We start from the raw sequence: 20,261 nt of genomic DNA, 5'->3' as shown, positions 1-20,261 counted from the left end.
GGGCGCAAGTCCTCTGGAGGGGGTGCGTTGGGATAAGCATACTACGGCGTATGGTTGTTTGGATCGCCGGTGACGACCCGCCGCAGAGGGTAGCGCGTGAAGATGGCGGCCGGGCGTGCGCGGCGCCGGATCGTCCACGTCGGGTGCGCGGCTCGCGCCGCGGTTCAATCGGCAGGCGGTTCGCGCAGCGGTGCCATCTGGCGCAGCGGGCCGAGGTCGTAGCCCATGGATTCGGCCGTTGCCTTGAGCTGTTCGAACCGCGCGCGCTCCATTTCCGGCACGCGCGAGAGAATCCATAGGTATTTGCGACCGGGTTCGCCGACCAGGGCCCACTGGTAGTCCGGGTCCAGCGCCAGCACCCAGTAATCGGCCCAGACCAGCGGTACCCAGCTCAGCCAGTCCGGCACGAAGCGCACCTGCAGTTGGCCGGGGTGGCCGGGTACCGGGCGCGCCACGCCTTCGGCAACCACGCGCTCGCCTTCGCCGTTGCGGCAGGCATTGGTGACGCTGATCCGGCCGTCGCGGCGCAGCCCGTAGTTGGCGGTGATCTCGCCGACGCATTGCTTCTGGAACGAGACCGGCAGGTGCGCGATCTCGTGCCATTGGCCGGCATAGCGATCGATGTCCAGGGTATCGACCGCGCGCACCGGCTCGACGGCGAGCGCAGGGGCGGCGGCCAGCAGCAGGCAAGCGAGCAGGGCGGGGCGCAGGTGCATCGACAGGCTCCAGGCAGGAGTCTGGAGCGTAGGTGGCGCGGCAGGTGCCGGTGTAAATGTTTCGTCAATCCGGCGCTGGAGTCCCCATGCGGGCACGTTGCATGGAAGGAAATCGAAGGCAAAAAAAGACCTGCATTTCTGCAGGTCTTTGAAGATGGTGGCCGAAGACGGAATCGAACCGCCGACACGGGGATTTTCAATCCCCTGCTCTACCAACTGAGCTACTCGGCCAAATTGTGTGGCAACCGCGATGGATGCGGCTTCCGGAAAAAAAAGACCCGCATTTCTGCAGGCCTTCGAAAGTGGTGGCCGAAGACGGAATCGAACCGCCGACACGGGGATTTTCAATCCCCTGCTCTACCAACTGAGCTACTCGGCCACATGTTTCGTTGCAGCGAGGTCGCTGCCAAGGAGGCGTATATTACGGAGGTCGGCTGCCTTCGGCAAGGGTTTTGCCAAGATTTCTTCACATTGCCGTCTGCGCGCTCGCAAGTGCTTGATCCTCCGTTGTGGGGCGGGGCGGGCCAATCGATCATCGCCTGCGCTGGAATTCAGCAGGTCGCCGCGATCGCCAAAGCTGCAAGGACAAGGGGTGCGCCGGACGCGCGCGGGTCCGGGCAATGGAACGCTGTTTTCGTGGCCGCCACGCGCGGTCGATGCGGCGTAGTGTCGGCAGTCCTTTCCCGAAGCTGGCCACAGCAGAGACCGCCGCCATGTCCGATTCCCCAACCACGTCCCGCATCGTGCTGGCCTCGCGTCCGCAGGGCGCACCGAGCGCGGCGAACTTCCGCCTGGAGCAGGCCGCACTGCCGGCATTGGCAGAGGGAGAGGTGCTGCTGCGCAACCGTTATCTGTCGCTGGACCCGTACATGCGTGGACGCATGGACGAGGGTCCTTCGTATGCGGCGCCGGTGGCCGTGGGTGCGGTGATGGAAGGCCAGACTGTGGCGGAGGTGCTGCAGTCCAACGCCGAGGGCGTAGCCACAGGTGAACTGGTGCTGGCGCCGGGTGGCTGGCAGACCCACGCGGTGCTGCCGGCCAGGGCACTCGGGCGCCGGCTGGATCCGGTCGGGTTACCGTTGAGCACGGCGTTGGGCGTGTACGGCATGCCGGGGTTCACTGCGTATTCCAGCCTGCATGAAATCGCCCGCCTGAAACCGGGTGAGACGCTGGTGGTGGCCGCCGCAACCGGTCCGGTGGGCGCAACCGTCGCCCAGCTGGCCAAGCTGCAGGGCGCGCGCGTGGTCGCCATTGCCGGCGGCGAAGCCAAGCGCGCCTATCTGCAGACGCTGGGCGTGGACGTGGCGCTGGATCATCGCGCCGCTGATTTCGCCGCGCAGCTGCGCGCGGCGGTGCCCGCGGGTATCGACGTGTACTTCGAGAATGTGGGCGGGCATGTGCTGGATGCGGTGCTGCCGCTGCTCAACGACTTCGCCCGCATTCCGGTGTGCGGGACCATCGCCACCTACAACGATCGCGGCGTCGAGCAGCCCGGCCCGGACCGGCTGCCGGCACTGTTCAGCCAGATCCTGCGCCAGCGCCTGACCGTGCGGGGTTTCATCGTGCACGACTTCAATCACCTGTGGCCGGACTTCGAACGCGAGATGCCGCAATGGCTGCGTGAGGGCCGTATCCAGTACCGTGAGGATGTGGTGGATGGACTGGAGAATGCGCCGGAAGCGTTCTTCGGACTGCTGAAGGGGCGCAACTTCGGCAAGCTGGTGGTGAAGCTGGATTGAGTGTTCGCCGGGCATGGTCCGGCGCTGTCACAGGGCGTGCCGACCAGGGTCGGCACCCACGTCAGGCAGTCGAGGCCTTTTCCCGGCGCAGCAGTTCGCGCTTGCGCGCGACGCCCCAGGCGTAACCGGACAGGTCGCCATCGCGGCGCACCACGCGGTGGCAGGGCACCGCCACCGCCAGTGGATTGCTTGCACAGGCCCTGGCCACTGCGCGGCTTGAGCGCGGTGCGCCGATGCGCGCGGCGATGTCGGCATACGACGCGGTCTGCCCGCGTGGAATCTGCTGCAGCGCCTGCCAGACCCGCTGCTGGAACGCGGTGCCGCGGATATCCAGCGGCAGCGTGGTGCCACGCGTGGGGTCCTCGACCAGGCCCACCACCTGCGCCACCAGTTGTTCATAGCCGCTGTCGGCGCCGACCAGTTCGGCCTGGCGGAAACGCTGCTGCAGCGACTGCAGCAGTGTCTCCGGATCGTCGCCGAGCAGGATTGCGACCACGCCGGTCCCGCTGCTGGCCACCAGCACGCTGCCCAGCGAGCTTTCGGCAAGCGCGAAGTGGATGACTTCGCCGCGACCACCTGAGCGCCACTGCTTCGGGGTCATGCCCAGCAGGCGCGGGGCGTTCTCGTAGAAGCGCCCGCTGGAACCAAAGCCGGCGTCGTGGAAGGCATCGGTGATGCGCTCCTGGTGTTCCAGTCCGGTGCGCAGGCGGTCGGCGCGCAGCGCGGCGGCGTACTGCTTGGGGGTCAGCCCGGTGGCCTGCTTGAACAGGCGATGCAGGCGCGTCGGGCTGCAGCCGGCAATGCCGGCCAGTTCCTGCAGCGAGGGTTGGTCGAGGCTGGCCTGCAGGTGGCGGCAGACCCGTTCGACGCGGGCGTCGAGGGCGGTAGTGGCGGTGCTGTCCATGACCAGATTCTGGCATGTGCCGGTTCTGCGGAAACTCCGTTTCCTGCACCGATAGACGAAGCCCGGAAACGGAGTGTTGGCGGGCCGAAGGCGCGGCATCGTGGCGGCACCTTCACAACCGGTACCGCCACCATGCGCCTGAACAACAAGATCGCTCTCATCACCGGTGCCAGCGCCGGCATTGGCCGCGCCAGCGCGCTGCGGTTCGCCGCCGAAGGCGCGAAACTGGTGCTCAACGCGCGGCGACCGCAACCGCTGCAGTCGCTGGCCGAGCAGATCCGTGCTGCGGGGGGCGAGGTGGTGGTGCATGCCGCCGACGTGGCCGACCCTGACACCGCGCAGGCGCTGGTCGATCTGGCCCGGCACTCATTCGGCGGCCTGGACATCGCCCTCAACAATGCCGGCATGCTCGGCCCCGGTGTACCGGCCGCGGAATTCCCGGTGGATGCCTGGCGCGAGGTGATGGCAACCAACCTGGATGCCGCCTTCCATGCTGCTCGCGCGCAGCTGCCGGCATTACTGGCACGTGGCGGCGGCTCGCTGGTGTTCGTCGGCACCTTCGTCGGCCATACCGTGGGCTTCCCGGGCATGGCCGCCTATGCGTCGAGCAAGGCGGGGCTGATCGGTCTGAGCCAGGTGATCGCCGCCGAATATGGGGCCCGTGGCGTGCGCAGCAACGTCCTGCTGCCCGGTGGCACCGATACCGAGATGGGCCGCCAGGCTGCGCCCAGTGGCGACGCGCGTGACTTCGTGCGCTCGCTGCACGCGCTCAAGCGCCTGGCCGAGCCGGAGGAGATTGCCAACGCGGCGCTGTTCCTGGCCAGCGATGAAAGCAGCTTCGTGACCGGCACCGCGATGCGCGTGGAGGGTGGGGTGTCGATTACCCGCACCTGAGTGGAGTCATTTGCGGCTGCACGCGCTGTTGGCGCAGGGCTGACCTGCTGATTACCCGGCGATCTCTAGGGTAGGGGTAGCGTCGGTGTCCCGCCGGCGAAGGAGCGATGGATGAGTGAGCGCGAAAAAGACCAGGGCGACCCGAAGCAGGGCGTGCAGGAAAGCCGCCAGGACAGGAAGCAGGACGATGTGGCCAGGCAGCGGCCGGGGCAGCGCGACCAGCAGGTGCGCGATGCACATTCGCGCGACCCGAAGCGCAAGGACGGCGGGCAGGATCCCGCCTGAGCGGGCCACTAAAAAGAAAAAACCCGTAGATCGCAGGATCTACGGGTTCTTCCGAATAGTGGTGGAGCCAAGGAGGATCGAACTCCTGACCTCGTCATTGCGAACGACGCGCTCTCCCAGCTGAGCTATGGCCCCACGGCAGGGCTTCAGTGTAGCGCTGCCCGCCGGGCTTGCCAAGCGCGGGGCCGGGACGGCCGTAACGTTGCGTCTACGGCCGCCCCGGCCTTCAGGACAGCGCCCGGCGCAGCAGCACGCCCGCGCGCTGCGCTGCCACCCGGGTGGAGGCAGCCACTCCGCCAAGATGGACGCAGGCATGGATCATTCCGGGCAGCCTTTCCAGCGTGCAGTCGACGCCCGCAGCTTGCAGGCGCCGCGCGTACTGCTCGGCCTCGTCACGCAGCGCGTCGTGCTCGCAGCTGAGCACCGAGGCCGGGGCCAGCCCCTGCAGATCTGTGGCGTGGGCCGGCGAGGCCAGTGCCGGCGGCGCATCCAGATCGCCAAGGTAGGCCTGCCAGCAGCGTTGCATCAACTCGGCGTTGAGGTAGAAGCCATTGGCGTACTCGCGGTAGGAGTCGCTGCCCATGTCGGCATCCAGTGCCGGGTACAGCAGCAGCTGGTGATGCGGCTGCGGCAGGCCGAGATCGCGCAGCAGCAGGCAGCAGGCCGCAGCAATATTGCCGCCAGCGCTGTCGCCACCGACCGCCAGCCGTTGCGGGTCCAGTCCCAGGCGCCCGGCATTGGCCTGCAGCCACTGCCAGGCGTCGGCAACGTCATGCAGCGGAACCGGGAAGGAGTGTTCCGGCGCGAGCCGATAGCCGACGGCGACGATCACGCAGCCACTGCTATTGGCCAAGGCGCGGCAGGGGCCGTCATAGACCGCCAGCGAACACTGGAACCAGCCACCACCATGGGCGAACAGCAGGGCGGGTGCCGGTCCATCGGGCAGCCCATCCGGTGTGTACAGGCGTAGCTCCAGGGCATGACCGTCGCGCGTGGTCAATGTCTGTTCGATCACGTGTGCGACCGCTTGGGGTGCTCCCTGCAGTTGCGGCAGTGTGCTCTCGCTGATCGCGCGCAGCGCTCGCAGATCATCCGGCAGCGGATGCGCGGCAACGGCGTCGACGAACTGCTGCAGTTCCGCTTCAAGCGGCATGGCGTGCCTCCTGCAGGAACGGCAGCAACTGCGCCAGGAACGCCTGCGGCGCTTCCTCCATGATGAAGTGGCCGCAGCCCGGAACGATGCTGCCGCGCACGTCGTCGGCATGTGGCAGCAGGGTCAGCATCGGCGCATCGCCGGTGGCATGTTCGGCGCCGATCGCCAGTACCGGCATCGGCAGCCGGCGCTCGGCGCGGAGCTTGTTCTGGCGGATCGTTTCCGGAATCGCACGGTACCAGGCGAAGCCAGCCCGCAGCGCGCCGGGACGGCTGTAGGCGGCGATGTAGGTATCGGCAGCGACGGCATCGCGACGATACGACCAGCGATCGAACATGAATTCCAGGTAGGCGCGCTCGCGGCCGCTGATCAGCGCTTCGGGAAGATCGGCCACCTGGTTGAACATGAAATGCCAGAGGAAGATGTTGTCGGCCGGTGCGGCGAAGATGCCCGGTTCCGGGGCCAGGCCCGGAATCACCGCCTCGGTGACCGCCAGTTGGCGCACGGCCTGCGGCTGGTCGCTGGCCAGCGCATAGGCGATCCACATGCCGATGTCATGGCCGACCACCTGGTAGCGGTCGTGGCCCAGCGCCTGCATGGTCTGGTGCAGGACGGCGGCGGCGCTGCCGGTGTCGTAGCCATGGGCGGGCCGATCGGATTCGCCGATACCGGGCGGATCGATAGCGATGGCTTCGAAACCGGCCTCGGCCAGTGCGTGCAGCACATGGCGCCAGGCATACCAGGTCTGCGGCCAGCCGGGAATCAGCAGCACCGGTTCACCGTGGCCGGCGGACACGCAATGCACACGCTGGCCGTCGATGCGCAGGTAGTGGTGGCGCAGGGCGTCGTCGCCGGCAGTGCCGGCGGGAAGGGAGGAAGTCATGGGGGAAGGCTCCGTTGGGGCTCAGGCGATGCCGAGCATCTGCTGCATCTGTGCGGTGCTGATCGGCGCACCGGCGAAGTCGTCGAAGATCTTGTCGGTGACCGGGATGATGTGGTCGCGGATGAACGCGGCGCCCTCGCGCGCGCCGGCTTCCTGGTCCTTCAGGCAGCACTCCCATTCCAATGTTGCCCAGCCCTGGTAGTCGTACTGGGCCAGCTTGGAGAAGATCGACTTGAAGTCGACCTGGCCATCACCCAGCGAGCGGAAGCGGCCGGCGCGTTCGGTCCAGTCGGCATAACCGCCGTAGATGCCCTGGCGGCCGCTGGGGCGGAACTCCGCATCCTTGACATGGAACATGCGGATCAGTGGGTGGTAGATGTCCAGGTACTGCAGGTAGTCCAGCTGCTGCAGCACGAAGTGGCTGGGATCGAACAGGATGCGGCAGCGTTCGTGCTGGCCGACGCGTTCAAAGAAGCGCTCGAAGCTGGTGCCGTCGTGCAGGTCCTCGCTGGGATGGATCTCGTAGCAGAGGTTGATGCCGTTGTCCTCGCAGGTGTCGAGGATCGGCCGCCAGCGCCGGGCCAGCTCATCGAACGCCGCATCGATCAGGCCCGGCGGACGCTGCGGGAACGGGAACAGATAGGGCCAAGCGAACGAGCCGGAGAAGGTACCCATGTCCTGCAGGCCGAGCCGGCGCGAGGCGCGGGCGGCCAGGTGCAGCTGCTGCTGCGCCCATTCGCTGCGGGCCTGCGGATTGCCGCGCAGCGCTTCCGGTGCGAAGCCGTCGCACAGTTCATCGTAGGCCGGATGCACGGCCACCAGCTGGCCGAGGATGTGGGTGGTCAGCTCGCTGACCTGCAGGCCGTGTTCGGCCAGGGTGCCGCGGATGTCGTCGCAGTAGTCCTGGCTGTCGGCGGCGGTGGCCAGGTCGAACAGGCGCGCATCCCAGGCCGGAATCTGCAGGGCCTTGAAGCCGTGGCCGGCCGCCCATGCGGCAATGCCGTCGAGGCTGTTGAACGGGGCCTGGTCGCCGGTGAACTGCGCCAGGTGCAGGCTGGGGCCCTTGAGGGTCTGCATGTGTTGCTCCAATTGTTGGTCGATCAACAAAGAATAGGCGCGACCCTCGCGGTGGTCAACACCCGCGTTACACTGCGCGCCTCACTGGAGCAGGCAGGCAGATGGCAGGGCGACCGCGCGAATTCGACAGGGACCAGGCGTTGCGCAAGGCGATGCTGCTGTTCTGGCAGCACGGATATGAAGGCACCTCGATGTCGGCGCTGGTCGAAGCACTGGGCATTGCCTCGGCGCGCATCTATGCCGCGTTTGGAAGCAAGGAGCAGCTGTTCCGCGAGGCGGTGGCGCTGTACGAAGAGGGCGAGGGTGGTTTCGCGCCACGCGCGCTGGAGCAGGCAACGCTGCGTGAGGCCATCGGCACGATGCTGCGCGAGGCGGTGCTGACCTACACCCGTCGTGGACGTCCGCATGGCTGCCTGGTGGTGTCTTCGGCCAGCAGCGTGTCGCCCGACGGCGAAGGCGTGCGTGACTGGCTGGCCAGCCATCGTCGCCAGCGTACGGCGGCGATCATCGCGCGCCTGCAGCAGGCGCAGGCCGAGGGTGAGCTGGCCGACGACGCGGCGGTGCAGGCGCTGGGCGACCATTTCGCCACGGTGCTGCATGGCATTTCGGTGCAGGCCCGCGATGGCGTCAGCCGCGAGCGGCTGCTGGCAATGGTCGATGTGGCGCTGGGCCCGCTTCCCTGAGTCAAGCCCGAAAGACGTGCCGAATGCCGAGTGACTGTGCCGAAACCGCTTGTTTCATCGGGTTTGGAGCTCGCGCAACGAAATCGTAACAATTTGGGGGATAATGACGGCTTGCGCAGTTTTCCTCCCATTTGCCGCCCGGCTCGCGCAGGCCGCACGGACGCCTCCTCAGAGCATTGCATGCCCTCCCATACCGATTCCCGCCGCCTGTCGGGTCTGTCGTCTTCCTTCGTTTCCTTCCGCCGCCACCCGCTGGCCCTGGCCTGTGCCGGCCTGGCCCTGGTCGGCAGCTTCGGCGCCGCCGCGCAGGACAGTGCGCCGACCCCGACCGGGCTGGACACGATCACCGTGACTGCCGAGCACCGCGAGCAGAACCTGCAGGAAGTGCCGGTCTCGGTCGGCGTGGTGCAGGGCGAGCGCATGCGTGACTTCACCGCCGGCGGTGACGACACCCTGCTGGCGCTGTCCGGCCGCGTGCCGAGCCTGTACGCGGAGACCACCACCGGCCGCATCTTCCCGCGCTTCTACATCCGCGGCCTGGGCAACATCGACTTCTACCTGGGTGCCTCGCAGCCGGTGTCGATCATCCAGGACGACGTGGTGCTGGAACACGTGGTGCTGAAGTCCAACCCGGTCTATGACGTGGACCAGGTGGAAGTGCTGCGCGGCCCGCAGGGTTCGCTGTTCGGCCGTAACACCACCGCCGGCATCGTCAAGTTCGACACCCTCAAGCCGACCCAGGACTACACCGGCCGCGTCAGCGCCAGCTACGCGACCTACAACAGCGTGTCGATCGATGGCGGCTTCGGTGGCCCGATCAATGACATCGCGTCGTTCCGCGTGTCGGCCCTGTACCAGCACCGCGATGACTACGTCGACAACACCTACAAGGGCCCGAGCGCCGACGGCACCGTCAGCCCGAAGAAGAACGCGATGGGCGGCTTCGACGACCGCAACGTGCGCGCGCAGCTGCTGCTGGCCCCGAGCGACCAGTTCTCGATCCTGGCCTCGGCCCATGCCCGCGACTACGAAGGCACCTCGACCCTGTTCCTGCGCGGTGCGCTGACCAAGGGCTCGAACAAGACCGACGTGCCGCGCGACAAGGTGGCCTACGACGAAGCCGACAACAACCCGCAGGCCTACAAGACCTACGGCGGCTCGGTGAAGGCACGCTACGACTTCGGCGCGATCGACTTCACCTCGATCACCGCCTACGAGACCACCTCCGGCTACAGCCGTGGCGACACCGACGGCGGCGCTGCGGTGAACTTCCCGGTCAATGGCGTGCCGAACGGCTATGGCCAGTCGATGGGCCGCATCCGCGACCTCGACCAGTGGACCCAGGAGTTCCGCCTGGCCAGCCATGACGACAACGCCCTGCAGTGGCAGGCCGGTGCGTTCTACTTCAACGGCAGCGACACCACCGACTTCTACCAGCGTGCGTGGTTCCTGCAGGGTGCGGCCCGCAACCCGAACAACTGGGTGCGCCTGCGCAACAAGAACACCTCGTGGGCCGGCTTCGGACAGCTGAGCTACGCCTTCACCGACAAGTTCACCGTCACCGCCGGCCTGCGCCAGACCAAGGACGAGAAGCACACCCGCCTGCTGAAGACCGCGGACACTGCTGCTGGCGTGGTCACCTACAAGGGCCGCACCGACGTCAAGATGTCCGACACCACCCCGAGCTGGGATCTGAGCGCGATGTACCAGATCACGCCGGACGTGAGCGTCTACGCCAAGGTTGCCCGCGGCTTCCGCGGCCCGACCATCCAGGGCCGCTCGGCCGTGTTCAACGCCGACTTCACCACCGCCGATTCCGAGACCATCCTGTCCTGGGAAGCGGGCGTGAAGAGCAGCCTGTGGGACAACCGCCTGCGCCTGAATGCCACCGCGTTCACCTACACGGTCAATGACATCCAGCTCAACGGCAACGATTCGGACGGCAACGGCGTGCTGTTCAACGCTGACAAGGCCAAGGCCTACGGCTTCGAAGCGGACATGGAGCTGCGCCCGATCCCGAACCTGACCCTGAGCGCCGGCCTGAGCCTGCTGCACAGCGAGATCAAGGACAAGCGCGTCTATGCGCAGGTCTGCGGCCTCAACGGCCAGGTGGTCTGCACCGTCGGTGACCCGACCATCAAGGTCGGTGCCAACACCTTCGCGCAGATCGACGGCAACCCGCTGCCGAATGCGCCGAAGTACAACGTCAACCTGGCCGCCCGCTACGACTTCCCGGTCAGCGATGCCGGCACCATGTTCGTGTCCACCGACTGGAACAAGCAGGGTTACACCAGCTTCGTGCTGTACGACACCAAGGAATTCAATTCCAAGGGTGATTTCGAGGGTGGCCTGAAGATCGGCTACTCGGGCAACTACGGTGCCTACGAAGTGGCGCTGTTCGCGCGCAACATCACCAACGAGAAGAACCTCAAGGGTGTGATCGAGAACTACATGGCGGCGGTCTACAACGAACCGCGCACCGTCGGTGTCTCGCTGAACATGAACTGGTAATGCGCGATTGCGGTTGCGGTGCACGCCGCCGCCATCGCACTGCATGAATGCAAAGGGCGGCCCGGATTACCGGGCCGCCCTTTTCGTTGCTTCAGACCGCGGTGAGGTCGCTTTCCTGGCTGCGCTGGCCGAAGGTCAGGGCCCAGGTTGCGGTGTCCACCTGCTGCCGGTCCTGCGCCTGCTGTTTGCGCGCACGGCTGGCGCCGAACCAGCGCCCTTCGCCGTTGATCAGCGGCGCCATGCGCACCACGTCCACGTACTCCGGATCGATCTCGCTGGCGCGCTGCAGCCAGGTCAGGGCCAGGAACGCGTTGGCCGGCACGCCGTTGCCGAAGTGGTAGATATCGGCCAGGTAGCCGGCCGCCCACAGCTTGTCGTTGTCGTCACCGCGCCACCACAGTGGGATCAGTGCACGTTCGACCGCTTCGCGCTTGTGTGCGTCGTTCCGGCCATCCATCGCCAGGCAGGCCAGGTTGCGGCAGGTGGGGCCCCAGACGCGCTCGCCTGCCTCGGACCCGTCCAGGCAGCGCAGGTACAGTTCACGTGCACGCGCTTCGTTGTGCTCGCCTCCGGCCGCCACCAGGCGCACGCCCAGGTTGTAGGTGGCGATCAGGTCGCCGCCTTCCACCGCACGCTCCTGCCAGTAGGCGGCCTTTTCCGCATCGACGAACTGCGGCTGGTCGCGACCGCCGAGGCGGCCCTTGTACAGGTCGCACAGTGCCGACATCGCGCCGGCGTCGCCGGCTTCGGCCATGCGCTGCAGCAGCGAGAGTCCGGCGGACTGCGAGACATCGCAGAACAGGTTGGAGGCGAAGGTGACCGCCGAGGTGTTGTCCTGCGGGGCCAGCTTCAGGGCGCGCTGCAGCAGGGCATCGGCGCGCACGGGGTCGGCGGTCTGGCCGAGCAGTCCATGCTCGACGGCGGTGGCGGCCCAGAGCAGGCCGATCGCGGAGTCGCCTTCGCGTGCAGCGTAGTCCACCACCTGCGCGAACAGTGCCTCGGCGCCTTCCACGCGGGCGAACCAGGTGCAGGCTTCCAGGTTGCTGAAGCCTTCGTGCAGCACCATGTCGCGGTCCAGCGCCCACGCCTGCTGCAGATCCTCGAACACCGCCCGCATGTGCCCGGCGTCCCACTGCACCTGGTCTTCGCTGCCTTCGATCCGGCCGAGCCGGTAGCGCAGCCCCGAACGCTGGGCCAGAACCTCGGCGCGCAGGTTGCGGTCCAGGTGCCAGTCCAGGATCTGCGCATACGCACGCTCGTGCACGCCTACCGCGTCGGCATCTTCGCGGTGTGGCAGGTCGGCCATCCAATCCTGTTCCTTTCGCCAACGCAGCGCGTTGCTCTGCGCAAGCTCCAGGCCACGGCACCAGCCTCCTTCGATGAAGTCCTCCATGGCTTCATGGCTGCCGCCCCAGCGCGGGTACAGGTAATAGAGGGTGTCTTCCAGCGTGCTCAGGTCGTCGGCGCGCTGTTCCAGCACCAGGCGCATCCAGTAGGCCAACGGTGCATCGAAATCGTCCTGGCTGCGCTCGCGCAGCACGGGCGGCAGGCTGCCGGGCAGCGTCCGCAGCGGAGCGCCGAAGCGTGACAGCAGCTGCAATGCCTGCGGCCAGGCTTGCGGATAGTGCTCGGCCACTGCCACTTCCTCGGGCTCGGGTACCTGGCCGGCCTGCAGCGCGCGCAGCCAGTCCGGCTCGCGCAGGTAGCTGGTGATGCGCTTGATGCCATCCAGCGCCAATGCCGGTCGCGCCGACAGCGGGATTGCCTGCAGGTAGGCATGCACGGCATGGTCGCGCGCCTGCTGTGCGGCCAGCCACTGGCTGTCTTCGACCAGTGCGGCGACGTCGGCGCTGCGCAGTTCGCCGGCGGCGGATTCCCAGCAGGCGCCGAGGCGCAGGTGCGCGTAGTAGCTGTGCGGCGCGGCAGCGACCCATTGCTGCGCCTGCTGAAGGCGCTCGTCCAGGGTCAGTGCCTTGTCATGCAGGTTGCGCAGGCGCCAGCGGATGCCCGGCAGCAGCCTTTCACCATCCAGCCAGGCCTGCTCGTGCGGTGCCAGCAGTGCATCCAGTTCGGCGTAGCGCCGTTCCTGCATTGCGGCGCGCGCTGCTGCACGCCAGGCCAGGTCCTCGGCGGAAAGGCCGTCCTTCGCAGTTCCATCTGTCATCTGTTGCAGTCCAACGATAGCGGGGACGCTATTGGACAGGCGCACGCCCGCGTCGGCAAGCGTGGCAGATGCTCGATTCACCGTGCAGGCGCCGGGGCAATCCCGACGCCCGGCACCATCAGCGCGCGGGCAGCAGGGCCTGCAGTCGCGATTCCAGTTCCTGCTGGCGCCAGCCGGCCAATGCAGCGGGCCATTGGCGACGTTCCAGGTAGCTCTCCAGGTGCTTGCGTGACGCCAGTACCCCATCCGGCAGGCCCAGTTCGCGGCTGCGCTCGGCCACCGCATCCTGCAGCTTCTTCAGCGCCTGCTTGTTGCTGTCGTTGGCCGGCAATGCCAGCGGTGCCTCGGCTTCATCGGCCAGCGGCGTCTGCAGGGCCTGCCACACGGCACCGGCCAGCTTGCGCGGTGCCTTGGGGAACTGCTCGAACAGCGTGCCCAGCGCGTCGGCGTCGGCCGGTGGCGTGCGCGCCAGGGTGGCGGCCAGTTCGTTGTCCAGGATCCAGCTGCGCGGACGATCGCTGCTGCGCGCCTGCACGTCGCGCCAACGCAGCAGGCGCAGCAGGCGGCGCTGTGCGGCGGCATCGAGGAACTGCGCCGAGCGCATCGCCAGGTGTGGCCAGCGGTCTTCGTCGTTGGCAACGCTGGCCAGCAGGCGCTCGCCATCGTCGTGCAGCCACTGCTGGCGGCCCAGCGCCTGCAGCCTGGCATCGATGGCGTCATGCAGGGCAAACAGGTGCTCTACATCGTCGGCGGCGTACTGCAGCTGCGACTCCGAAAGTGGGCGGCGCATCCAGTCCGAGCGGGTTTCGCCCTTGGCCAGGGCCACGCCAGTGATTTCCGCCACCAGCTTCTGGTAACCCATGCCACCACCTATGCCGGCCAGCGAGGCACCGATCTGGGTGTCGAACAACGGGCGCGGCAGCACGCCGCAGGCCCACTTGAACGCGACCAGGTCTTCGCTGGCGCTGTGCATCACCTTGGTGATCGATTCATCGGCCAGCCACGGTGCCAGCGCTTCGGTCATGCCGGGAATCAGCGGGTCGATCAGCAGGATGTCCTGCCCGACGGCCATCTGCACCAGCGCCAGCTGCGGCCAGAAGGTGCGTTCACGGATGAATTCGGTGTCGAGGCCGATGCGGCTCGGGCGCTGCTGGAAGTACGCATCCAGCTCGGCGGGGGTGGTGATCCAGGTTGCCACGGGTCAGGGCCTACTACTCGGGTTTGCTCAGGCAGGGGAGAATAGCCTAACGTCGGTCCGCGTCCGTGCAGAAGGAGGTCCTGCTTGCGTTTTCCGTTGTCGCCCGCGCTGTGCACCGCCCTGGCCGTTGCCCTGGCCGGCTGCACACCGTCGCCATCGTCGACGCCGGAGCGCGCCGCTGACGAACCGGCGCGGCCACAGGAAGGCGCGGCGGCGGACCTGACAGCGGCGGCCGGGCAGGGCAGCGTGACCATTGCCGGTGAGGATGCCGCCGAGGACGTGCAGTACTGGACGCCGCCGCGGGTGGACCGGGAGGGACGCAGCCTGGCGCAGCTGCGGCGCGCGGCCGAGCAGGCCTTTGCCGAAGGCCGGCTCTACGAGGATGCCGACGCTGCCATTCCCTTGTGGCTGGCGGTACAGGAGGAGAATCCGGATGACCGCCAGGCCCGGCAGGGCCTGCAGCGCGCCCGCCAGGGCCTGCAACAGCAAGCCGATGCGCTGCTGGTACGGCCGCTGAAGCAGCGCGAGGCACTGGCCGAGGCCAGCCGCCAGGCACTGGTGCTGCTCAGCCTGGCGCCGAAGGATGAGAAGGTGCGTGCGCTGCAGGGGCGGGTCGAGACCGCGCAGCGCGTGGTGGCGTACAACCGCGCCGGCGAAGAGGACCTGCGCTCGGACCGGATTGGCGAGGATGGCGACGGCGCCATCGGCAACTTCCGTGAGGCGCTGGCGCTGGATGAGCGCAATGGGCGTGCGCGGCAAGGACTGGCGGCCGCCGAGAGCGGGTTGATCCGTCGTGCCGAGGACGCCGCGCGGGCACGGGATTTCGCCGGCGCGGGCACCTGGCTGGCCGAGGCAAGCAAGGTGCGCGATTCGTCGCCGACCATCGCCGACGCGTTCGAACGCATCGAACAGATCCGTGCCGCCACGCTGCTGCGATTGCGTGATGACGGCCTGCGCGACCTGGCGACACCACAGGGACTGAAGCCGGCGCGTGAAAAGCTGGCCGAGGCCCTGCGCATCGCCCTGCCGGGCGATGCGGTGGTGGGCCAGCTGCGCGAACGCATCGACCTGGCCACCCACTACGGCAGCTTCCGTCCCGGGCAGGTGTTCAGCGATGCCATGCGCGATGGCGGGCGGGGGCCACAGATGGTGGTGGTGCCGCATGGCGGTTTCCAGATGGGGGCCGGCGATGCCGAGCCGGGTGCCAGTGATGCCGAGCGTCCGTCGCACTATGTGCGCTTCGATCGCGGCTTCGCGATGGCGATCACCGAGGTCACGGTCAGCGATTTCGAGCGCTACGTGAAGGCGACCAGCGCGCGCCCGCGCGCAACCCGCCGTGGCCATTCGGTGGTCTATGACGAGCGCAGCGGCAACTTCATCCGCCGCAGTGGCGTGGATTGGCGCTCGGACTACGACGGCGGTCGTGCACTGGGCAACTCACCGGTGATGCACGTGAGCGTGCGTGATGCCGAGAACTACGCGGCGTGGCTGTCCGAGCAGACCGGGCGCAGCTACCGCCTGCCCAGCGAGGCCGAATTCGAGTATGCGTTGCGCGCCGGCAGCAGTGGCCGTTACCCCTGGGGGGATGCTGGTACGCCGCCGCCGGGCAGTGGCAACTTCACCGGCAGCAAGGACGTATCGCCGTCGGGGCGGCACTGGCACAACGCGTTCATCGGCTATGGCGATGGCTGGTGGGGGCCGGCGCCAGTCGCCACGTTCCAGGCCAATGCCTTCGGCCTGCACGACATGGGCGGCAATCTGAGCGAATGGGTCGCCGACTGCTGGCACGCCAGCTACCGGCGGGCCCCTTCCGATGGCGCGGCCTGGTTCAACCCGGGTTGCCGGTCCCGGGTCATCCGCGGTGGCAACTGGGCCAACGCGCCGGAGCAGACCCGTGCGGCCTGGCGGCAGTCGCAGGATTCGGATACCACCAACGCACGTATCGGTTTCCGGCTGGTGCGCGGTATCTGAGCGGGGTCCGGCTTCACCCGCTGCTGGCGTCGGCACACTAAGATTGCGCCGTGCCCGCCGGCCGGCGGGGCCTGCCGGACGACCACCCGATGCGCAACGATCCCTTTTCCCGCTCGCCCCAAGGCCCGCAGCGGCGTGGCCTGTTCGGCAACATCCGCTGGTGGGTGCTGCTGCTGGCCGCCGGCTACGCGGTGTTCTACTGGTTCTCCAACCGCACGGTCGATCCCTATACCGGCGAGAAGGTGATGATCGACAGCAGCCTGGACGCGCGCCAGGAGACTGCGCTGGGGCTGCAGGCCTACCAGCAGATCCTGTCGCAGGAACGGCCGATGGATCCCAACGCGCCAATCGCACGCGACGTGCGCGACATTGCCCAGCGGCTGATCGCCAAGGTCGACGTGGTGGAGACCGCGCTGGCGCAGGAGCATGGCGTGCAGCCGGCGCATTTCGCACGGGATTTCCAATGGGAAGTGAACGTGATTCCCTCCGACCAGGCCAACGCGTTCTGCCTGCCGGGCGGCAAGATGGCGGTCTATACCGGCCTGGTGCCGGTGGCGCGTACGCGCGATGCGATGGCGGTGGTGATGGGCCACGAGATCGCCCATGCGCTGCTGCGGCATGGCGCCCAGCGCATGGCGCAGCAGAAGCTGACCCAGATCGGCCAGGTGGCCGGTGCCGCCAGCGGCATGGATGCACAGCAGCAACAGATGATGATGTCGGCGATGGGCTACGGTTACCTGTTGCCCTACGCGCGCAGCCACGAGACGCAGGCCGACGAAGTGGGGCTGATGCTGGCCGCAGCGGCATGCTTCGATCCGCGCGAGGCGGTGCCGTTGTGGCAGCGCATGGGACAGGCCAGTGGCGGCCAGGCACCGCCGGAGTTCGCGTCCACCCACCCGAACCCGGGTACGCGCATCCAGAACCTGCAGGCGCTGATGCCGAAGGCGCTCGAGTACCGGCAGAAATTCTGCGAGCAGGCGAAGTAGGGTGTTGCTCGGCAGGGCTTGCAGCCCTGCACCTGCGGTAGTGCCGGCCGCTGGCCGGCAACCTCAACAGCAACAGCGGGTATTCCGTGGGATGGCGGGGTGGGTCCGGTTGCGGGAGACGCCGTAAACCCCGCTGCTCGGTCCGGCCCAGCCGCTGGCGGCTGTGCGTTCGGGCGCTTGCGAAGCAGTGCTTCGCAAGCAAAGCGCCCTCACCCATGGGGGCTTGGCCGCGGCTTGCTCGTGTGCGCTGTCCTGCGCACACAGCAAGACCGGGGTTGGGCGTCCTGCCCAACCCGCCCGAGGTATACCTCGGGCCCATGCCGCGGACACTCCCGCAACCGGACCCACCCCGCCTTCGACAGATTTCCGCGGTCTGTTGGATCCGACCCCATTTTTACTTTCGATATCTGACAGATGTGTCGACCAAGGTCGACACCCACCGACAGCCGTAGAAATCTGTCAGAGGTGGGGCGGTGTCGGTGTGCGGGGTGTCAGCCGCATGGATGCGGCTGCCAAGCCCCCATGGATGGGTTCACGGCGTCCCCGCACTCCGGCACCGCCCCGCCATCCCAAGGAATGCACGCTGTTGCTTCGGCTGTTGCTTGAAGCCTCGGCAGGTGCAGGGCTGCAAGCCCTGCCGAACACCCCTCTACTTGACCTGCACGTCGATCACGCCGCCACCGACGCGGGCCTGCAACGCGTCACCCGGCTGCACCTGGTCAACGTGCCGCACCAGGGTGCCATCGTCACTGCGGGTCAGGATGCTGTAGCCACGCGCCACCGTCGCCAGCGGGCTGACCGCTTCCAGTGAGCGTGCCAGCCCGCGCAGGCGCAGTGCATCGCGTTCCAGCAGGCGCTGCATCGCACTCTGCGGACGCCCGCGCAGGGCGGCCAGGCGGCGCTGCATCGCGTCCAGCTGTCGTTGTGGATGGTGCCCGCGCAGCACCGCCGCGGCATGACGCAGGCGTGCGGCGCGGCGCTCGTGCTGCTGGTTGGATGCCGCATGCAGGCGCCGGCCGAGCTCCAGCTGGCGGCGACGCAGCAGGTCCAGGCGGGCCTGCGGGCTCTGTGCGTTCAGGCGCAGCAGGGCACGGTCGGCGCGCTGCATGGCCTGCTGCATCGCGTGCCGTTGCAGCTGCACCATGCGCGCCGCGGTGCGGCGCAGGCGCAGCGCCAGTTCGCGCTGGTCCGGTACCAGCAGTTCGGCGGCCACCGATGGCGTCGGCGCGCGCAGGTCGGCAGCGAAGTCGCTGAGGCTGAAGTCGGTCTCGTGGCCTACCGCCGATACCACCGGGGTGCGGCTGGCCGCAATCGCGCGAGCCAGCGCTTCATCGTTGAACGCCCACAGGTCCTCCAGTGAACCGCCACCGCGGGTCAGCAGGATCACGTCGTAGCGGCCGCTGGCATCGGCGGCCTGCAGCAGGCGGGTGATCTGCGCCGCGGCACTGCTGCCCTGCACCAGGGTCGGCAGCAGGTCCACTTCCAGCAGCGGGAAGCGGCGGCCCAGCACGCTCAGTACGTCGCGCACGGCGGCGCCGGTGGGCGAGGTGATCACCGCCAGGCGCTGCACATGCGCCGGCATCGGCCGCTTGCGTGCCGGGTCGAACAGGCCCTCGGCCTCCAGGCGTGCCTTCAGCTCCTCGAACGCGCGGCGCAGTGCGCCTTCGCCGGCTTCCTCCATGTGGTCCAGCACCATCTGGTACTCGCCACGGGCGTCGTACAGAGTGACCTTGCCGCGCACCAGCACGCGCATGCCTTCGCGCGGCACGAACTTCAGGTACTGCGCTTTCATCCGGAACATGGCTGCACGCAGCTGTGCGCGCGCGTCCTTCAGGGTGAAGTACAGGTGCCCGGAGGCGGGGCGCGCCACGCTGCCCAGTTCGGCCTCCACCCAGATCGCCGGGAAGCTGCCTTCCAGCAGATCGCGGGCCAGGGTGTTGAGCTGGCTGGGGGTGAAGATGTCGTCGTTGCGTGGCTGCATGGGCACGGCATGGGGCGGGTGGAACGGGGGCTCAGGATCGCACGTCAGCGCGCCGCGTGCTGCCCCAGCGCCCACTGCACATGCTCACGCACCAGCGGCGAGGGATCGTCGATGCGGGTGTGCAGGGCAGCCAATGCCTCGGCGGACGCAGGCGCATTGCCCAGCGCCACCGCGATGTTGCGCAGCCAGCGCTCATGGCCGCTGCGGCGGATCGGGCTGCCCTCGGTGCGGCGCAGGAATTCGGCCTCGTCCCAGGCGAACAGCTGGTCCAGGCGCGCGGTATCCAGCTGGTTGCGTGCACGGAAATCGGCTTCGTCGGTGCGCCGGGCGAACTTGTTCCAGGGGCAGACCAGCTGGCAATCGTCGCAGCCGTAGATGCGGTTGCCGATCAGCGGCCGCATGTCCTCGGGGATGGCGCCGTCGTGCTCGATGGTCAGGTACGAGATGCAGCGCCGCGCATCCAGCCGTTGCGGGCCGATGATGGCCTGGGTGGGGCAGACGTCGATGCAGCGCGTGCAGGTGCCACAGTGGGCGGTGGCCGGGGTATCGATCGGCAGCGGGATATCGATGTAGATCTCACCGATGAAGAACCAGGAGCCGCCGTGACGGTCGATCAGGCAGGTGTGCTTGCCGATCCAGCCGAGCCCGGCGTTGCGCGCCAGTGCACGTTCCAGCACCGGCGCCGAATCGACGAAGACGCGGTAGCCCAGCGGAGCCACCTCCTCGTTGATCTGCGTGGCCAGTTTCTGCAGGCGGTTGCGCATCAGCTTGTGGTAGTCGCGGCCCAGCGCATAGCGCGCCACGTAGGCGCGGCCGGGATCAGCCAGGGTCGCCCAGGCCTCGGTGTCGTCCTTGTGGCTGTAATCCATGCCCACCGAGATCACCCGCACGGTGCCGGGCAGCAGCTCGGCCGGACGCGCGCGCAGGGTGCCGTGGCGCGCCATCCAGTCCATCGTGCCGTACAGGCCCTGGCCCAGCCAGTCGGCCAGGTGCGCCTCATCCTCGTCCAGCTCGATGCCGGCGATGCCGCAGCGCTGGAAGCCATGCGCACGGGCAAGTTCACGGATGCGCTGCACGGCCTGGGCCGGATCGACAGGGGCGGGGACGGGGGACATG

16 protein-coding genes and 3 tRNA genes are annotated in these 20,261 nt (G+C 68.0%); 7 read left to right on the top strand and 12 right to left on the bottom strand.

Annotated elements, in window-relative coordinates; translation table 11 throughout:
• Nucleotides 1-164: 164 nt before the first annotated feature.
• From N7590_RS08050 to N7590_RS08040, 3 genes are all read right to left on the bottom strand, one after another.
• Nucleotides 165-716: a lipocalin family protein gene (locus N7590_RS08050; RefSeq protein WP_164242568.1), complete on the bottom strand. Its 552-nt coding sequence runs from the start codon at nt 714-716 to the stop codon at nt 165-167.
• A gap of 155 nt (nt 717-871) precedes the next feature.
• A tRNA-Phe gene (locus tag N7590_RS08045) sits at nt 872-947 on the bottom strand.
• 72 nt (nt 948-1,019) lie between these two features.
• A tRNA-Phe gene (locus N7590_RS08040) sits at nt 1,020-1,095 on the bottom strand.
• 334 nt (nt 1,096-1,429) lie between these two features.
• Here N7590_RS08040 and N7590_RS08035 point away from each other — a divergent pair.
• Entirely contained in the window at nt 1,430-2,455 is a 1,026-nt protein-coding gene (locus tag N7590_RS08035; RefSeq protein ID WP_279935303.1) for an NADP-dependent oxidoreductase, read from the top strand.
• 61 nt (nt 2,456-2,516) lie between these two features.
• Here the strand turns inward: N7590_RS08035 and N7590_RS08030 are convergent, their stop codons facing one another.
• Nucleotides 2,517-3,359, bottom strand: coding sequence for a methylated-DNA--[protein]-cysteine S-methyltransferase (locus N7590_RS08030; protein WP_164242566.1), 843 nt, complete (start codon nt 3,357-3,359; stop codon nt 2,517-2,519).
• Between the two features lie 132 nt (nt 3,360-3,491).
• Between N7590_RS08030 and N7590_RS08025 the strand changes: the two genes are divergently transcribed.
• Nucleotides 3,492-4,253 (top strand): SDR family oxidoreductase, encoded by a 762-nt coding sequence (locus N7590_RS08025; protein ID WP_164242565.1) that lies wholly within the window; start codon nt 3,492-3,494, stop codon nt 4,251-4,253.
• A gap of 111 nt (nt 4,254-4,364) precedes the next feature.
• Nucleotides 4,365-4,538, top strand: coding sequence for a hypothetical protein (locus N7590_RS08020; RefSeq protein ID WP_008268700.1), 174 nt, complete (start codon nt 4,365-4,367; stop codon nt 4,536-4,538).
• A gap of 59 nt (nt 4,539-4,597) precedes the next feature.
• On the opposite strand, the gene N7590_RS08015 is transcribed toward N7590_RS08020, so the two are convergent.
• The 4 genes from N7590_RS08015 to N7590_RS08000 all read right to left on the bottom strand — a co-directional run bounded on the left by N7590_RS08015 (nt 4,598) and on the right by N7590_RS08000 (nt 7,651).
• Nucleotides 4,598-4,673, bottom strand: a tRNA-Ala gene (locus tag N7590_RS08015).
• A gap of 91 nt (nt 4,674-4,764) precedes the next feature.
• Complete coding sequence (locus N7590_RS08010; protein ID WP_164242804.1) at nt 4,765-5,691, bottom strand: alpha/beta hydrolase; 927 nt, start codon at nt 5,689-5,691, stop codon at nt 4,765-4,767.
• Nucleotides 5,681-6,574 (bottom strand): alpha/beta hydrolase, encoded by an 894-nt coding sequence (locus tag N7590_RS08005; protein ID WP_053511724.1) that lies wholly within the window; start codon nt 6,572-6,574, stop codon nt 5,681-5,683. Before N7590_RS08005 ends, N7590_RS08010 begins: the two co-directional genes overlap by 11 nt.
• A gap of 21 nt (nt 6,575-6,595) precedes the next feature.
• A complete protein-coding gene (locus tag N7590_RS08000) occupies nt 6,596-7,651 on the bottom strand; it encodes a sugar phosphate isomerase/epimerase (protein WP_053511725.1) in 1,056 nt (351 codons plus the stop codon).
• Nucleotides 7,652-7,752: 101 nt separating this feature from the next.
• Here N7590_RS08000 and N7590_RS07995 point away from each other — a divergent pair, with 101 nt between their 5' ends.
• On the top strand, nt 7,753-8,334 hold the full coding sequence (locus tag N7590_RS07995) for a TetR/AcrR family transcriptional regulator (RefSeq protein ID WP_053511726.1): 582 nt from the start codon (nt 7,753-7,755) through the stop codon (nt 8,332-8,334).
• Nucleotides 8,335-8,514: 180 nt separating this feature from the next.
• Nucleotides 8,515-10,845, top strand: coding sequence for a TonB-dependent receptor (locus N7590_RS07990; protein ID WP_164242805.1), 2,331 nt, complete (start codon nt 8,515-8,517; stop codon nt 10,843-10,845).
• A gap of 91 nt (nt 10,846-10,936) precedes the next feature.
• Here the strand turns inward: N7590_RS07990 and N7590_RS07985 are convergent, their stop codons facing one another.
• Both N7590_RS07985 and rnd read right to left on the bottom strand, forming a co-directional pair.
• Entirely contained in the window at nt 10,937-13,009 is a 2,073-nt protein-coding gene (locus tag N7590_RS07985) for a DUF4034 domain-containing protein (protein ID WP_164242806.1), read from the bottom strand.
• A 118-nt stretch (nt 13,010-13,127) separates the two neighbouring features.
• The gene (gene rnd, locus N7590_RS07980; protein WP_053450340.1) at nt 13,128-14,207 is read right to left on the bottom strand and encodes a ribonuclease D; all 1,080 of its coding nucleotides are present in this window, start codon (nt 14,205-14,207) and stop codon (nt 13,128-13,130) included.
• Between the two features lie 84 nt (nt 14,208-14,291).
• On the opposite strand from rnd, the gene N7590_RS07975 reads away from it, so the two are divergent.
• Together N7590_RS07975 and N7590_RS07970 are read left to right on the top strand one after the other, a co-directional pair.
• Nucleotides 14,292-16,178: a formylglycine-generating enzyme family protein gene (locus tag N7590_RS07975; RefSeq protein ID WP_164242807.1), complete on the top strand. Its 1,887-nt coding sequence runs from the start codon at nt 14,292-14,294 to the stop codon at nt 16,176-16,178.
• An 89-nt stretch (nt 16,179-16,267) separates the two neighbouring features.
• Entirely contained in the window at nt 16,268-17,164 is an 897-nt protein-coding gene (locus N7590_RS07970) for a M48 family metallopeptidase (protein WP_008268686.1), read from the top strand.
• Between the two features lie 649 nt (nt 17,165-17,813).
• Here N7590_RS07970 and xseA read toward each other — a convergent pair.
• Both xseA and queG read right to left on the bottom strand, forming a co-directional pair.
• Nucleotides 17,814-19,145, bottom strand: coding sequence for an exodeoxyribonuclease VII large subunit (xseA, locus tag N7590_RS07965; protein ID WP_164242841.1), 1,332 nt, complete (start codon nt 19,143-19,145; stop codon nt 17,814-17,816).
• 44 nt (nt 19,146-19,189) lie between these two features.
• On the bottom strand, nt 19,190-20,260 hold the full coding sequence (gene queG / locus N7590_RS07960; protein ID WP_164242842.1) for a tRNA epoxyqueuosine(34) reductase QueG: 1,071 nt from the start codon (nt 20,258-20,260) through the stop codon (nt 19,190-19,192).
• Nucleotide 20,261: the final 1 nt, after the last annotated feature.

It is taken from the genome of Stenotrophomonas sp. GD04024, assembly GCF_029837545.1.
GTDB classification, from domain to species: domain Bacteria; phylum Pseudomonadota; class Gammaproteobacteria; order Xanthomonadales; family Xanthomonadaceae; genus Stenotrophomonas; species Stenotrophomonas forensis.
This window is presented reverse-complemented; position numbering and strand designations above follow the sequence as displayed.